Source organism: Rhizobium leguminosarum bv. trifolii WSM2297, assembly GCF_000271845.1.
In genome coordinates, this window is sequence record NZ_JH719393.1 from 1,044,321 (window position 1) to 1,059,148 (window position 14,828).

The 14,828-nt window shown below is 58.3% G+C and carries 12 protein-coding genes and 1 pseudogene; 5 read left to right on the forward strand and 8 right to left on the reverse strand.

From position 1 onward, the window contains the following. Positions 1-684 precede the first annotated feature (684 nt). A complete protein-coding gene (locus RLEG4DRAFT_RS08630; RefSeq protein ID WP_003576988.1) occupies positions 685-4,764 on the forward strand; it encodes an NACHT domain-containing protein in 4,080 nt (1,359 codons plus the stop codon). Positions 4,765-4,959: 195 nt separating this feature from the next. Here RLEG4DRAFT_RS08630 and RLEG4DRAFT_RS08635 read toward each other — a convergent pair whose 3' ends face one another. The 6 genes and pseudogenes from RLEG4DRAFT_RS08635 to RLEG4DRAFT_RS42465 all read right to left on the reverse strand — a co-directional run bounded on the left by RLEG4DRAFT_RS08635 (position 4,960) and on the right by RLEG4DRAFT_RS42465 (position 8,474). Continuing rightward, a complete protein-coding gene (locus tag RLEG4DRAFT_RS08635) occupies positions 4,960-5,541 on the reverse strand; it encodes a hypothetical protein (protein ID WP_037093365.1) in 582 nt (193 codons plus the stop codon). Between the two features lie 255 nt (positions 5,542-5,796). Beyond that, positions 5,797-6,603, reverse strand: coding sequence for a PRC-barrel domain-containing protein (locus RLEG4DRAFT_RS08640; RefSeq protein ID WP_003576992.1), 807 nt, complete (start codon positions 6,601-6,603; stop codon positions 5,797-5,799). A gap of 277 nt (positions 6,604-6,880) precedes the next feature. Then, a complete protein-coding gene (locus RLEG4DRAFT_RS42455) occupies positions 6,881-7,552 on the reverse strand; it encodes a DEAD/DEAH box helicase (RefSeq protein ID WP_051040884.1) in 672 nt (223 codons plus the stop codon). A 13-nt stretch (positions 7,553-7,565) separates the two neighbouring features. Beyond that, positions 7,566-7,676 (reverse strand): annotated as a pseudogene (locus tag RLEG4DRAFT_RS42460) (hypothetical protein); the annotation flags it as partial. Positions 7,677-7,785: 109 nt separating this feature from the next. Further along, complete coding sequence (locus RLEG4DRAFT_RS54140) at positions 7,786-8,097, reverse strand: AAA domain-containing protein (RefSeq protein WP_348529929.1); 312 nt, start codon at positions 8,095-8,097, stop codon at positions 7,786-7,788. After that, positions 8,076-8,474, reverse strand: a complete 399-nt coding sequence (locus tag RLEG4DRAFT_RS42465; protein WP_051040886.1) for a hypothetical protein — start codon at positions 8,472-8,474, stop codon at positions 8,076-8,078. The genes RLEG4DRAFT_RS54140 and RLEG4DRAFT_RS42465 overlap by 22 nt, the downstream gene beginning before the upstream one ends. Before the next feature lie 566 nt (positions 8,475-9,040). Here RLEG4DRAFT_RS42465 and RLEG4DRAFT_RS08650 point away from each other — a divergent pair. After that, positions 9,041-9,328 carry a DUF1236 domain-containing protein gene (locus tag RLEG4DRAFT_RS08650; RefSeq protein WP_003576994.1) on the forward strand — a complete coding sequence of 96 codons (288 nt, stop codon included), beginning with the start codon at positions 9,041-9,043 and terminating at the stop codon, positions 9,326-9,328. A gap of 43 nt (positions 9,329-9,371) precedes the next feature. Here the strand turns inward: RLEG4DRAFT_RS08650 and RLEG4DRAFT_RS08655 are convergent, their stop codons facing one another. Next, positions 9,372-10,529 carry a glycosyltransferase family 2 protein gene (locus tag RLEG4DRAFT_RS08655; RefSeq protein ID WP_003576996.1) on the reverse strand — a complete coding sequence of 386 codons (1,158 nt, stop codon included), beginning with the start codon at positions 10,527-10,529 and terminating at the stop codon, positions 9,372-9,374. Positions 10,530-10,867: 338 nt separating this feature from the next. Between RLEG4DRAFT_RS08655 and RLEG4DRAFT_RS08660 the strand changes: the two genes are divergently transcribed. Beyond that, complete coding sequence (locus RLEG4DRAFT_RS08660) at positions 10,868-13,042, forward strand: putative bifunctional diguanylate cyclase/phosphodiesterase (RefSeq protein WP_003576998.1); 2,175 nt, start codon at positions 10,868-10,870, stop codon at positions 13,040-13,042. Between the two features lie 78 nt (positions 13,043-13,120). Here RLEG4DRAFT_RS08660 and RLEG4DRAFT_RS38580 read toward each other — a convergent pair whose 3' ends face one another. Further along, the gene (locus RLEG4DRAFT_RS38580; protein WP_003576999.1) at positions 13,121-13,348 is read right to left on the reverse strand and encodes a DUF982 domain-containing protein; all 228 of its coding nucleotides are present in this window, start codon (positions 13,346-13,348) and stop codon (positions 13,121-13,123) included. A 73-nt stretch (positions 13,349-13,421) separates the two neighbouring features. On the opposite strand from RLEG4DRAFT_RS38580, the gene RLEG4DRAFT_RS08670 reads away from it, so the two are divergent. Both RLEG4DRAFT_RS08670 and RLEG4DRAFT_RS08675 read left to right on the forward strand, forming a co-directional pair. Next, positions 13,422-13,694 carry a BON domain-containing protein gene (locus tag RLEG4DRAFT_RS08670; protein WP_003577001.1) on the forward strand — a complete coding sequence of 91 codons (273 nt, stop codon included), beginning with the start codon at positions 13,422-13,424 and terminating at the stop codon, positions 13,692-13,694. 116 nt (positions 13,695-13,810) lie between these two features. Beyond that, complete coding sequence (locus RLEG4DRAFT_RS08675) at positions 13,811-14,569, forward strand: DUF1236 domain-containing protein (RefSeq protein WP_003577002.1); 759 nt, start codon at positions 13,811-13,813, stop codon at positions 14,567-14,569. Positions 14,570-14,828: the final 259 nt, after the last annotated feature.

Here is a 14,828-nt window from a genome sequence, read left to right on the forward strand (position 1 = left end):
CTGTCACGCTTCAGGTCACCATCGGTGACGGAAGCTAGAGGCTGATACGCTTCCAGAAAGGAAAAGAACAACGCTAATCCATATGGTTAACGAAACCAAAATCAGCGGGTTCTGCCAGGAAATAGGTCGAAGGGATTGCAGGTTCCTAGGTCAGGCGTCGGCCGGATCGAGCGTATCAACTGATGCGTGAGCCGTTTGAAGCTTGTATATTTGGTCGGGCTCGAACGTTTCGGCCACTCGATAGGTGAGGGGTGTCGCGGTGGGATGCCGCTCGATCGCAGGTACCGAGATAATTGATACGAGCTTTCAATCTCGGCGTAAAAATCAAGGAAGCTGCCTTGGGGCATCGGTTTATTGGAGCAGGAGCGCTGCACGGCAACATCGGAGCTTTGACCACCTGCTCGCAGAATGCATTGCCTGCTATCGACCATTGCTCGTCATAGCTGCGGCGATCCAGCACGCACGCGTGACGGATTTCACACCGGCTTTGGGTAGTTGGTGCGTCGGTCGCTTGTTCTTTTCTGGTAATTTTTGCAAGTTCCAGCGCAAATCCTTAGATTGGCTGACGGTCGAGCGGACTGTATTGTCTCTGCGCAATTTGACCATCGGGGAGTCTTAACAGTTCATATTTCCCGCGCCCTTGTCGTAGACGAAAAGACCTACACTGAAGAGGAGCTGCTTCAGGTGGGGACGGTATTCGTCGTCCTGGCGGAACCGGGTGCGGGCAAGACCGAGTTGCTTAAGGCGCTTGCCGGGCTGCTCCAGGCAAATCGGACTCGCGCCAGCATCTTCCAGAACAAGCCGGGGCTCGCGGGAACCGGGCCGCTCGTTATCGACGCGATGGACGAGGTCGCGCGAATCGACACCGTGGCGACCGACAAGATCATCGCGACGGCGAGCGAGACACCGGCGGTGACGGTCGTCTTCGCGAGCCGGTCCGCGGAGTGGGACCGCAGCCGCACGGCGTATGTCGAGCAGTGCTTCGGTGCGAAGCCTGTCATCGTGCATCTGCGGCCCTTCAACGAGGACGAGCAGCGCCAGCTTTTCGAGAGCAGGTTTCCCAGCGAGGATTTCGAGGCCTTCGCTGCGGAGGTTCATCAATTTGGTTTAGGCCCGTTGCTTGGCAATCCACAGTTTCTGATCCTGTTCGGCGAGGCCTACGTCGAGAGCGGGCGCGTCTTCACGTCGAAGGCGAAGATTTTCGCGGATGCTATACGTCGTCTCGCGCATGAGGCGAACACCGAACGGCCAAAACCGAAATTGAAGCCGCCGCTTGACGCCATCATCGCAGTTGCAGGCGAGGTGTTCGCCAAGCTCCTCTTGTCCGGCGCGACCGGCATCGCCACGGTCGAGAGTTTAAGCGACCGTGATTTTCCCTACATCAACGCGCTGTGCCGCGACGCATCGAATGCACCCTTCCTGATCGATACGCGGTTGCTGAAGCCCTCGGACGATCCGGACGAGCACGAACCGGTCCACCGGATCGTCGCAGAATATTGTGCGGCGTCGTATCTGGTGGGTCGGCTCGAAGATCCGAGGGACCGTCTCTCCTTGGAACGGGTCCTTGCCGTCGTCGCACCGAATGGCGTGACCCGCGACGAATTGCGCGGTATGGTTGGCTGGATGGCGGCGCTGGGACATCAACCGTTACAGTTGCGCCTGATTGAGCTTGATCCCTATGCGGTGCTGGCGAACGGGGATCCAAGCCAACTGACGACGGCGGCAAAGCGGGCTCTGTTGTCGGCCTTGGACAAGCTCGCGGATTTGGAGCCGCTGTTCCGTCGCAGCGACACGTGGCGACGCTTCAACGTCGGTCAGTTTTTCACGCCGGACATTCTAGGTCAGGTTCGCACGATCCTGAGGAAACCGGGCCAGTTTCGCACGCTTGTCCTTGAGCTACTGATCGACACGGATGCGTCGGCCAGTCTGTTGCCGGAACTGTCGGTATTGGTGCGCAATGCGACGACCGATAGCGATACTCGGAAGTGGGTCGGCGAGGTCCTGCTGGCCGCCGGCACCTTTAATCCTGTGGTCGAGTTCGATGCTCTGGTCGCGGAAGGCTCGGCGACATCGCTTGAGATCGTGGCGCGATGGGTCACCAAGCGCGGCGTTGAATCGGTAGGCGCGGCCAAGGTTGCAGACCTTCTGGACAAGCTCTCGGTGCTGTACGGCAAGCCAAACCGCAGGCATCGTGACGGGACGTCGCGCTATTTCATCGACCGCCTAGTGCGGTCTTTCAGGCGCGCCGAAGTCACGAACTTTCTCGATGCCCTGACGACAGGCTTCGTCTGCACCTGTGCGCCCAAGCACGCCTATGCCTGTACGTGCCGGTACGGAAAAAGCAAAATCCTCGGTCGGCTTCTTGACAGGTATTTCGAGCTTGCGGAAGCGGGACCGCAAGACCCGGCTCGCATCTGGCAGTGGATCAGATCGCTCCATTTCCAGGGCAACGCATCGACCGAGCGGAGCGTGTCGGTCAAGCATCTCGTCGCAAATGACGAGCTTAGGCGCGACCTTCAGCGGCGTGCCGTCGAGGGCTTACGCGGCGAGCAGGCGCAGAACGCGGTTATCGAGCTATATTCGAGCCACGCGCACTCTGGCCTGCATATGCATGCCGGCGACTCGGACGCGCTCAGCCAATACGCTTTTGACCACAACATGGTGGATGTTTGGGGGGCGCTTCTCTCCGGCCATAATATCTGGGACAAGGAGAAAGGGCCGAACGCGCTTCGCGCCGCGCAACGGGCGCAAAGCCAGTTCTCGCCCGACTTCATGCGACTGTGGGCGAGACGAGAGCGAGCCCGACGCGAATACTGGCGCGACGAGCGTCGCGTGACCCACATACGCGGCCGGAAGAAACGGGCGGAGAAGGAAGCGGCTGTCGAGGCCAACAACCGGGCCTATCTTCGCGCCAACCTCGCGGAAATCGAGGCGGGACGCCATGGATGGTGGCTCACGGAATTTACCCGCGCCTTCCTCTACTACCCGGATGAACTAGAGGACATGGTCGACAATCCGGAAACGCCGCTGCGCGCGCTCCGAAACTGTTTGCCTTTCGTCGAGCCGCACATCCCCACTGTCGAACGGCTGGGCCAGCGCAAGAGTACCAACATTGCCGAGATTCTGCTCGCGGCCCTGATTGTCCTGTATCGCGATGGTGTCGACCTGACGATTCTTGATCCGCGCATGCTGGCCGCGGCGAAGACCGAAGCAACATCGTCCTACCCTGTGTTCAAGGACGGTGAGGCCGACGGCGAAGCGTTCGAGGCGGCGCTCGACGCAGCGCTGTTCAAGGAGCCGGGATCGGCGGAAACGTTCCTACGCGCCTACATCGAGCCTCAGCTGGCCGAGCCCGAGAACGCGCCGCAGCATGTCTATTGGTTAAACAACAAGCCCGCCTTTCACGATTTGCGCGCCACGTTGCCGATGGAATGGCTGGAGCGCTTCCCGCAGATGCCCCAGGAGGCGATGCGGCCGCTGTTCGGCATGGCATCGCAGTACGGGCGGCGGGAAGATCTGATTGCGCTCATCGATCGGCGTTGCGGCGATCCTCTGGTCGATAGCGGCAACGAAATAGAGGAAGACAAGCGCGCACGCGGTCGCCGAAAATTCTGGCAGCTGAATGCCGTGCTTTATCGGACGCCCGGTCATGACGCCGCGTGGCAGGAACTCAAGACTGATCCGAAGGCAATCTTCGATTTCGAAGGCCGCCTTGGTCGAATGTACGAGCGGGAAGACGACGACTATCCACCGATAACGGCGGAGACCATCTACAAGGTCATGGATGCGTTCGTGCCGGTTTGGCCGAAGGTTCATCTCCCGAGCAGCTGGGGCACAGGCGATCCCGAAGATCAGAGCGCTTATCGTTTCCTGCGGGATTGCATCTGGAGGATCGCGCAGGATGCGCCGGAGCACAGGATCGAGGTGCTCGACCGCATGCTTCCCGATGCGCGTTTCGTGGACTACCACGAGGCGATGCTGACGATGCGGGCCGAAGCCCAGCGAAAACTCGCACTTCAAGATTTCAGGGCGCCGCGTCCCTTGGAGATCAACAAGATGCTCGAAGAAAACGACGAGGACCTTCGGGCCCTGATGGTCGAGCAGCTGGAAGAGCTGCAGCGTTGGCTCAACGGCTCGGAGACCGATCCGCTTGTTCCCTTCTATAACGGCGACAAGCGCGTCGATGAAAACACCGCGCGCAATAGGATTGTGGATCAACTGCAAGGGCAGATGAAGGCCCTTGGCTTGTCGATCGTGATCGAGCGTCACATGGCGGGCGGCAATCGCTGTGACATCACCGCGTCCGCCATTCTGGAAGGACGCAACCGCCTTCTCGTGACGGAGGTGAAGGGCCAGTGGAACGACGAGCTATACTCGGCTGCCGCCGCACAGTTGGATCAGCGATACGCGATTCACCCCGACGCTGCGCGTCAGGGCGTCTATCTCGCACTGTGGTTTGGCAATGGCGAAAAGGTCAACGGTGTGGTTGATGCGAGCCTCACATCGGCCGGCGATCTGAAGGCGCGCATTCTCGACAAGATGACGGATGAGCTAAAGGCGCGGGTTGACGTGGTTGTGCTCGACCTGTCGCGGCCGACCAAATTTCCGAAGCCGCCTAGAAAGACGTCTGCGAAGAAGGCCGCGCTTAGGCCGATCAATCAGCCCCACCAAGAAGGTGCCCAGTTGGAACGGCGGAGGTGCCGCGGCGGCAGCACTCCACATTCTAGACCAGTAGCCCTCAGCACTACGGAGGTGCGTAAATAATGTCTTATATTGGGGGCACCGGCTCATCAAGCACGCCGCGACCGGCACGAGATCGTTCGGCTCGCAGCATAGGGGCATGGCTCAAGTTCTGCGGCGCTGCGATCAGGATGGGTCCGACGACAGGCTCTACCGGAGAGCAAGGAACTTTTGCTAACCCGAGTATGTGACAAGCGATTCGCTAATTCGCACCCTTACTCACCGACGCGCGGTATGCGCGTCCTCTAGTCCGCGTTGCAGCACATAGGGGAATTCATCCCGTGTGACGCCCCAGCCGACGACGTCCGCGACTTTGGAAAGAATGAGCTCGACTTTGGCGTAGGCATAATTGCAGGCGGCGGTGTTCGGCCGCTGGAAGTATTCGATGTCCGAGAGGCAATCAATCATATCGTAATCGGGTCCAGATCGCTTCAAGGAGCTTGAAACGTCATCGACCATCGAATCGATATCCGATTTTGCAGGGCGTTCAAACCGAAGAGGAGATTTGTCGCTCGTGACGTCTTCGACAATTGCACGAACCGCTGCGCTATCCGAGGCTCCTATCTTGGGGAGACGGGCTTGGCCCTGTGCGAGGATAATCGTGATGGCGCTGGTCCGGCACGCGGGATGATCGATATTATCTAAGATCTTGATAGAAGCTGCACATCTAAAAAGGGCTTCTCTCGCCGGCGAAAGCTTATCAATCGCATCGCCTAACCTCCTATCTTCGTCCGCCGACACCACATTTGATAGGAGATAAAAGATTGAGAAAATGGCGACGAACGCCGATCGCTGCTTCATTTTAAAGGGCCCGCCAATCTATACCGAAACTCAAATCTCACTCATCTACTATTAAGTTAACCAAAGGTGGCCGTTGAAATCGCCGAAACCTGAGATTGCGACATGCTAATGACGGGAACTCCCCTATCGGAAGCGGCTTTTATGCGCAATTTTTTAGTATCGGCTTTCACGCCGCCTGGCTTTACGCGCGCGAGCGGAAGGGCCTTCTTCGCGTCAGATTAGAACGGCCTGGGGGCCAGGCCCCCAGCCGCGGCATCAATTCTTGTATTCGGGTTGAGCTTTCAGCTTCTCCTTGGTCGCATCGACATAGACCCGAACATCGTCGCCCTTCTCGTTCCTCATGATATTGACCTGGTCAAGAGGCACCGCGATCCGATGTTCGCCCATTCCGAGGAAACCGCCGATATCCAACACCAGCTGCTTGACGGTGCCATTGTCATTGAGAACGAGCTTGTCGACTTCGCCGACGTCTTCGTCCTTGGCGCTATAGACGTGGGCTCCCGTGAGAGTTTCGGAAGTCAAATCCTTCGTTTCTGACGTGCGGTAACCTTCACGTTGAACGTCCGGGCGGACCAGAGCGGTGTCACCCGCCGGGGCAGGCTTGGCCACATTCGTCGAATTGCTCGCCGCGGTGGTTGGAGCAACATATGCCGGTGCGTCGGTCAGCATCTGTTTATTGGCATTAACGACTAGAAAGTAGTCATCCGCGTCGTCGCCGTCACGAACGAACTTGATATCTTTCATCGGGATTGCGACGGCCTTTTCGCCTAAGCCAAGAAATCCGCCGACGCCGAGAACGACCGCTTTGACCTCACCTTGCCGGCTGAGAATAACTTCGTTTACCTCTCCTATGTCGTCCCAATCCTTTTCAGCGCCAGGTTTGACCATCATATCCGCTGTCATCGGCTTTTCAGTAGCATACAGCCGCGCACCGATGAGCTTTGATGCCCTGATGTCGGTCGGCTGTTGCTGATACATCGCTATCGGTTCCATGGTTGCGGCATAAGCATTGCCGCCGATCAAAACGATGGCCAGTGCGGTAGTTGTCAGGAACTTCTTCATTGTTATCTCCTTGGGTATTCGGATGACCGATCGCTTTGAAATGGCTATACGACCTCCGCTCGGATGTAACCGACACGCGGTGTAAATGTTCCGGTTCGCCATGGGGCATTGGATGGCCGAAAAGAATCGGAGTGCCCCACATCAATCGTTCACAAGACCGAGTGGACGGACCTCGATCTCCACTGCGAGAAGGTCTGGTGCCGCCGGATAATCGCAGTCTAGTGGGTGGGTGTCGTGATATGCGTCGCGTCAACATCAGCATCGGCTGACCAAACGCCTAAAGCTCCACAACCTCAGCCATCTCGAAATACCTGCAAAAGGCATTTGCGAGCGGCATCTGGCGAGGCGTCTTGCATTCCGCCTCAAAAAGCTCCGGCGAGGCGACTAGGATGGCCATGTATTTCGCGCGACTGATCGCAACGTTCAAGCGGTTCGAACTGTAGAGAAACTCCATTCCGCGCGGTGCGTCCGCGTAGCTGGACGTCGCCGTCGAGTAGATCGCGATCGGGGCTTCCTGGCCCTGAAACTTGTCGACCGTCCCGACGTGCGCGCCGGGGATTCGCTTCTGAACCTCGAACACGTGAGCGTTGTAGGGTGCGATGATGATGATGTCTTCCAGCGTCAGGGGCCGGGACACGCCCTTGCGGTCAGTCCAGTGCATTTGTGAACCCAGCAGTGTTTCGACGATCCGACCGACGGCGTCCGCTTCTTCGATGGAACGCGACTGATTGCCGGAATGGCGAACTGGGACATAGCGCAGACCAGCGCCCTTCAACGGACCTGCCGAAGCCGTCCCCTGCACGGCGCAAGCGTTCTCTGAGCCGAGCTTGTCTTCGTAGAACAGCTCGGAGTTGAAGGCAGTGATGTCGGGGTGGAGCCGCCACGTCTTCTCGAGGAAAAGACCCTGTTCCGGCGAGATGGGTCTTCTGTTCCCGCAGAAGATGGTCAAGCGCCGATACCCCCGTCCCGTCGGGATGGGAGCCTTGCGTTGGTTGCTCCAGCTGTTGCGGATCACCAAGGAGGACGAGTGTCGACCCCGCCTGCGCGACCGCCAGGACGTTCGCGAGCGACATTTGCGCTGCTTCGTCCACGAACAGCACGTCAACGCTGCCTGCGGCGTCCTCGCGGGCCCAAAAGAAGGAAGTCCCCCCATTAGCCGCACACCGCCGGACGCAATTGCCGTTACCGCCGTCCCATTGTCCACGTAGAAATGGATGTCGTCAGTATCGTCCGCCTTCGAAGAGAGTTTCTGCCCGCTTGCACTTTGGTGCCATCTTCCCTGGCGACCTCGATCGTTTTGTCGATCAGGTGGCGGATGACCTTATGGCTGTTGGCCGTGATTCCAACCCGCTTACCTTGTTTCAGCAGCGTGCAGATCATATGCGCTGCCGTGAAAGACTTTCCGGTCCCCGGTGGTCCCTGGATTGGAAGCACGCCACCCTGAAGCTGCGGCGCGATGCGAACCGCGCAGGTCAGGGTGTCTTCCCCATCCATATGCGGGGGCCTGCGACCCGAGGTGATTGGCGCAGAAGGAGATCGCGAGCAGCTTGATTCGGTCCGCTTCCCTCTATGCCATGGTCGGCAACATAGTCGCCGAGCCGCAACAGGGAGTTTTCTTGCTCGGGGGTGCGGATGAGCGCGTGGACGAAGACTCCGTCAGGGTGGAGGTCAGCCGACTTCTTGCTCTTCCTGACATCAAGCGTCCGGGCATCCTGCGAGATCGCCACCACTTTGCCAAAGGATTCTCCGCCCACGGCGCGAAGCTCGTCCTCGCCACGGATGTCCGTGTCCTGCATATCGAATTCATAGCGGTCGGTCGGGATACCGCCCTTCGTCAGCTCGACGGTGCCGACGAACCGCAGCCCGGCCAATGCCGCCTTCTCGTCCAGCAGGTCCTCGGCGGTAAGGTCGCAAAGCCGGAAGTACTCCCACCAGCCCGCCTTCGCCCGCCGGCGGTGCCAGCCGAGGCTGTGGGCGAGGATCCACCTGCGACGAGCTTCGTGAAAGTCTGTACAAGGTTCTGGGCTAGAGCCAGTTCAGGCATTGGGCTATGCACCAGACTTAGGATGCCACGTAAATCAACCGTGGCCAGACGCATCCAGATAAATAATCTGCGCGAGATACTCTGAAGAAGGACGCCGACCGTTCGAGCCTACTCAGCTGCAATGAGGCGCCCGAAGCCCGTTTTCGATCGGCGGTGCGAGTTCAAGTCGTGTCTATATGATACCCCTGCTCGACCCCTGACGATCAGGACGAGGGGTATCGCCGCAAGAGCCCGCATGCCGGCCAGCGCGACGGCGACGGCGGTCCAAGAGAGGGCGTGATCCCGAAGAAGACGACTTTCGGTTTTCAACGGCGACTGGAGGGAGACGCTAGCGGCGGAACGATATCTTATCGGCAGCGTTTTGCCCGGACACCCAAGGTCCTGGAGGATAAAATGAAAATACTGGTTATTTCTGCCGCATCGCTGTTTCTGTCACTCGGTGGAGCAGCGGTCGCGCAGACTACGACGGTGGTCGTCCCTGGCGAGGTCAAAACCTATGTCATGAAACAGGAAACGCCATCCGTCACCTTTGACGGTGACGTTGCAGTCGGTACGGCGCTTCCTGATACGGTCGAGATCCACACAATCCCCGACCAACCTGATTACGGCTATGTGGTCGTCAACAAGAAGCGTGTGCTCGTCAATCCGAAGACCCGCGCGGTAATCGAAGTCATTCAATAACTGAAAGCATCGCGGGCCTGGTTAGGCCCGCGATGCCTCAATTTCATTTCACCTTCCTCCGCATCAAGTTCCCTTCGCTGGGGAGCAAGATTGAATTCAGACTGGCATCCACCGCAGCCAGCCTCATCAGGTGACGCCGTAATCGCGGCGTCTCCTTTGTGCGTTCGAGACACGACGGAGCAAATTGATCGTCGAATTTCGACCTATTCATACGCGGTGGGTCTTCACCGTGTGCGGTGCTCGTCCCCAGACGAAGACAGTGTTGTATCCCGCGCAGGCCCTTCTGGAGGAAAAGCCGGAACACGAAACCCGGGTCGCTTCGTAAAATTACCGCAATGGTCGCGAGCGACAGACATGTTCCCCGAGCCTGTCGGAATTCCCAAAACGCATATTTTCGCGTGGCGTCGATTGCACTTCCGATCGCGTATCGCGGGAGATTCGGGTTTGCGGCCAACGAACGCCTGACGACTTCCAAGGCACTTTTGCCCATTCGCAGGTGATTGGACGACATGCTGCCGGGATGCTTTCGATATCCCACCAGCCGCTCGGGAACGACTTCGATGAAGTAGCGTGCGGCCAGCTTGAGTTCGAAATCGAGGTCTTCGCAGCCTCCAATACCGGCTGCTGCATACGAGCTATCAAACCCACCGATCTCAAGCGCAGCGTCCCGTCGGACGAGAAGCGCGCTTCCATTGCCTATATACTTAAGATTCAGATGCCGGGCATAGATATATCCTCTTGCGACATCGGAACTGCCAGGGCGAATGATCTCGTCGTCCTCGTTAATGACGTAATGCAGCGTGTAGACCGCAACCCATCGCGAGGACAAGCGCTTAAGAGCGTTCACCTGCTTTTCGATTTTCGTGGGGTGCCAGAGATCGTCGGCGTCGAGGAATGCCACAAATCGACCTGATGATGCCTCGATCCCAGTATTCCTTGCGGCCGCGACACCGCGGTTCGGTGTGGACAGGAGGCGGATCCGCGAGTCCGACATCGCTATCGGCTCGATGAGTTTTGCCGTGTCGTCCGTGGAACCGTCATTGACGACGATTATCTCCAGGGCGGCGTAGGTCTGGCGCATAGCGGAGCGAAGCGTGCGCTCAATATAGGTGGAAGCGTTGAAGACCGGGATGACCACTGAGACCAAAGGCTGGTCAGAATTAACGGCCTTGCGTCGATCCTCATCTGTACATGAAAGCATTGCAGATCTCTCGCCACGTCAACGACAAAGATACTTTCGTACGGATGAAGGGACTGCGTTAGTGATTTCTGCCGTTCTTCTCCATTCAATTCGGAGACGGCAAATCCCAGGCGCCGACATCTTTCGAAGATCGCCTTCAACAGGCCCACACTCCAACTTTGTTGTGCGGGCGCAAACGGACTTTGGTCTGAGGTAGACCCTCTCCTTTCGTAGAAGGGGTAGGGTGTGTTAGCCGAAGCGGACAAAGATTATCTGAAAGGAAGTGCTAACCAATCCCCTTCCGCGTGCTTTAACGCTCCCTGTTTTACGGTCTGCGAACATAGAAGGACGTAATGCAGATGAATTGGCAGGCGCGGTCGCAGTGGGTTTTAAAATGGGTTCTCCCGGCAGCCACGTCATTGATCATAGGGTGCGTTCTTTTTGGTACCCTCCAATGGGCCGCAGGGCAGACCGATATGGTTGCGGAGGCTCGCCAGCGGGATCTCGTCAAACTGATCGTCTCGAAGATGCAGGCTAGCGTTGCTCATGATCAGGAAAGCGCGACGGTCTGGGACGACGCTGTTCGAAAAACCGACGCGCGGGATCTGGAATGGCTTCGCTCAAACCTCGGCGAATGGATGCAAACCTACTTCGGGCATGACGTTGCTGTCGTTCTTTCCTCCGATCGAAACCCGATCTACGAGTTCATTGCACCCTCGGACAACGCTTTGACGCCGGATGATCTCCGCGTCGCTTATGCGCCGCTGGCAGGTGCATTGCAGAAACGACTTGCTGCTGGCGACGCTGAAGGGGTCACGGACCGGGTGCTCTCAATCGGCGAAAGCGACCTTACATATGTAGGGCGGCGACCGGCGATCGTGAGCGTCAAGCCAATCGTCTCAGACACGGGCGACATCGAGCAACAGCCGGGGCAGCAAAATCTCCATGTGGCTGTGAGGTTCCTCGATCGAAGTTTCGTATCCGAGATCGGAAAGGACTACCAGTTTACCGAAATGCAGTTTTCGGATGACGCTCCGACGGACGCCGAGCACTCATTCGTTCCGTTGAAGTCTCGTGCGGGCGCCGCTATCGGATACTTCACCTGGCGCCCATTTCGTCCTGGAGCGAGCGTGATGGAAGCGACCCTGCCGGCGGTCGGCCTGGCCGCCGTTGCCATCTTCGTCGCGGCAAGCCTGTTCGGGCGTGCGCTTTGGAGACGTTCAGCACGCCTCGCCTGGAGTCGTGAGGAGCTCCAACATCTGGCTTCGCGCGATCCGCTGACTGGCCTTTCCAACCGCGCTCATTTCAGCACCGAACTCGCCGCCCGGCTTGGGGCGGCTTCCCAGAACCAGTGCCACTGCGTGCTGTTCATAGACCTCGACCGGTTCAAAGCGGTCAACGATACTTTCGGGCACCCGACGGGAGACAAGCTCATCTCACTCGTGGCCCAGCGCATGAATGAGATCATGCCGGCGGCGCTCATCGGCCGCATCGGAGGTGACGAATTCACCGTCCTGCTCGAAGAAGCCGACGGTCAAGCGGCCGCCGCCACTTGCGCTGAGATCGTGCAACGCCTGCGGGAGCCTTTCGAGATAGAGGGCGCCCACATCGTCATTGGTGCGAGTGTCGGCGCTGCGCTTGCTGCCGGCCCCGCGGATCCGTCGGAACTCACCCGTCAGGCCGACATAGCCCTCTATCACGCAAAGGCTGCGGGTCGGAATACCTTCGCGATATTCGGAGGCCATATGGACGAACTGCTGCGCAGGCGTCGGAAGCTTGAACACGACCTTCGACTGGCGCTCGAGACGAGGTCTCAGATCGAGACCTTTTATCAGCCGGTATATTCGGCGGAGCACAAGGGCCTGTCATCAATGGAAGCGCTTGCCCGCTGGAAGCATCCTGAAGAAGGTTTCATCGCTCCCGACATCTTCATCCCCATTGCCGAGGAAATCGGCCTTATCCAGGAGGTCGGCGCCATCGTGCTCGAAGATGCTTGCAGTGTCATGGCGGACCTTCCGTCCACCTCTATGGCAATCAACGCGTCGGCGCTGGAACTCTGTTCCGACGGTTATCCTCTTCGTGTCTTGTCCAGATTGGCGAAATGGAACATCGATCCAAAGAGGCTGGAGATAGAAATCACCGAGTCCTTTGCTTTTGGTGGAGAAGCGCACAGCGATCGGAACATTGCTATGCTCCGAAATGCGGGGGTGCGTATCGCCATCGACGACTTCGGAACGGGTTACTCCTCCTTCTCGAGAGTGCAGAATCTCATGATCGACAGGATCAAGATCGACAAGTCGTTCATCGATGCAGTGCAAGGAGAGAGCAAGCCACTCATCGAGGCGATGATCAATATGGCCCGAGCGAAAGGTCTTAAGACCACGGCTGAAGGAGTGGAAACGGACGAACAGAGCGACGCTTTAGTGGCCCTTGGGTGCGACAGCCTCCAAGGTTTCCTGATCTCGCGGCCTCTTGCCCGTGCGGCCATCATCGATTTGTACAGTGGAGGCGGGAAGCGAACATTCACTGCTTGAAGCGGGGCTTTCTAAGCTAAACCGAAGTCAACAGCGTCCTGCGACGTCGAAACTGCCCGGCTCCGCCAGGGCAATCTGTCAGTGGACGACCGCTATCACGGGGGTTCCCGCTTCCTCCGCAGCGCGAACAAGTGCGGCACGCGCTGTCTTTGCGGGGATATTTCCTTGAATGGCATCCAGGCAGGTTTTCACGGCCGCAATGTATTCCTTGCCGTCGTCTGTCGGCCAGGCGGCGACAAGGGCTTCGGCAACGTCGCCAAGTGATCGGATCACCGAGGGGAACAGGGACTTAGGTCGGACTAGCAATGCCGCGACCCCCCTCTCATATTAGGTTTGTGCAATATGACGGCCCGTGGAGGGGCAGGGCCAGGAGGACGACATGAAGTTCGGTTCCGACAACACCAACCATGAAGAGCGCTGCTCCCAAGGCCATAGTTCAGCCTCGACCATCGCGACGATCAAAGCGGCCCTTTCCGCTGAACAGGATATCGACAGCAGTGCCATCGAGATCAGGATGCTCGGCCCTGTGGTCCTGCTCGAGGGCTACATAACAAACGCCGCAGATCGCGAAAAAGCCATCTCGCTTGCGGCGATGATCGTCGGCCACGAGAACGTCCAGGATCGGATGCTGAGCCGCTTCCCCACGCAGTAGCGGACGACCAGACCAAGGTCCTACTTAATCCCGGTATGAAGTCCTAGCTCCGGAACACTTTCCTCCACTCGCCAGTTTCGCCCGGGAGCGGAACCAACCGCATCCGGAGATCGATCATGAAAAGTAACCATCTCGCCATGCTAGTGACAGCGCTGTCACTGAGCGTGTCCCCACTTGCAACATTGCCGGCGGCAGCCCAGCAGGACACAAAGAGCAGCGGCCAGGCCCAGTCTGGCACAGACGCCGGCTCGCAGTCTGGCTCCGCCAAGACCGGCAGCGATTGCACCCCCGACGCTTCCGGAGCCTGCCCAGGCAAGGGCCAGTCATCTCAGCAGAAATCCGGTGAAGGCTCGGAGATGAAAAAGAGTGCCGAGCAGCCTTCGACCGAAGGCTCGACGAGCGGAAGTGCGCCCGGCAAGACTTCGACAGAAACCAAACCTGCATCGAAAGATGCCAGCGGTGGTACCACGATAGAACAGAAGCCCGCCGCCAAGTCCGGCGATAGCAGCGGTTCGGTCACCACAGGTACGAAGAGCACCACGCAAAGCGGCGATGCGTCGAAGCAATCGACCGATCAGAATGCGACGACAACAAACAAAAGCTCTTCTGAAACCAACGTCAACATCTCGGTCGAGCAGCAGACCGAAATTCGAACGGTGGTGAAGGAGGTCCACGTTGCGCCTGTGAAGGAAGTCGACTTTACCGTCTCCGTCGGTACGAAAATCCCGAAAAAAGTCCGGCTTGAACGGCTGCCGAAGCGCATTGTGAAGATCGTTCCGCAATATGAAGGCTACCGCTTCTTCATCCTTGCGGATGGCAGGATCGTCATCGTCGATCCCGATGCTCTCACGATTGTCTACATCATCGAGGCCTAACTCGCGTTTCCCGGCGGTGTCTTATGCGCCGCCGGGCCGCAGGAGCAATCAATGATCTACCATGAAGATAAGCCGTCCGGCACTGCCTTTCCCATCATCGTCATCCTGATTGCCATGGTCGCTATTGTCGGCAGCCTGGTCTTGTCATCAGGCCATCCAGCGTCTGCTCGGGTTTGGGTTCCTGCAAGATCGGCAGGGCCTTGATCCGGCGGCGCACCGCCGTCGTCCGGCGTGATGAAAACCGAACCCCTTGTCATTA

What these genes read in the sequence shown, in the direction of transcription:
- RLEG4DRAFT_RS08675 (WP_003577002.1), top strand. Translation starts at nt 13,811, where the DNA reads ATGAAAAGTAACCATCTCGCCATGCTAGTGACAGCGCTGTCACTGAGC.
- RLEG4DRAFT_RS54140 (WP_348529929.1), bottom strand. Translation starts at nt 8,097, where the DNA reads ATGGATGGGGAAGACACCCTGACCTGCGCGGTTCGCATCGCGCCGCAG.
- RLEG4DRAFT_RS08660 (WP_003576998.1), top strand. Translation starts at nt 10,868, where the DNA reads ATGAATTGGCAGGCGCGGTCGCAGTGGGTTTTAAAATGGGTTCTCCCG.
- RLEG4DRAFT_RS08670 (WP_003577001.1), top strand. Translation starts at nt 13,422, where the DNA reads ATGAAGTTCGGTTCCGACAACACCAACCATGAAGAGCGCTGCTCCCAA.
- RLEG4DRAFT_RS08635 (WP_037093365.1), bottom strand. Translation starts at nt 5,541, where the DNA reads ATGAAGCAGCGATCGGCGTTCGTCGCCATTTTCTCAATCTTTTATCTC.
- RLEG4DRAFT_RS08650 (WP_003576994.1), top strand. Translation starts at nt 9,041, where the DNA reads ATGAAAATACTGGTTATTTCTGCCGCATCGCTGTTTCTGTCACTCGGT.
- RLEG4DRAFT_RS08655 (WP_003576996.1), bottom strand. Translation starts at nt 10,529, where the DNA reads ATGCTTTCATGTACAGATGAGGATCGACGCAAGGCCGTTAATTCTGAC.
- RLEG4DRAFT_RS08640 (WP_003576992.1), bottom strand. Translation starts at nt 6,603, where the DNA reads ATGAAGAAGTTCCTGACAACTACCGCACTGGCCATCGTTTTGATCGGC.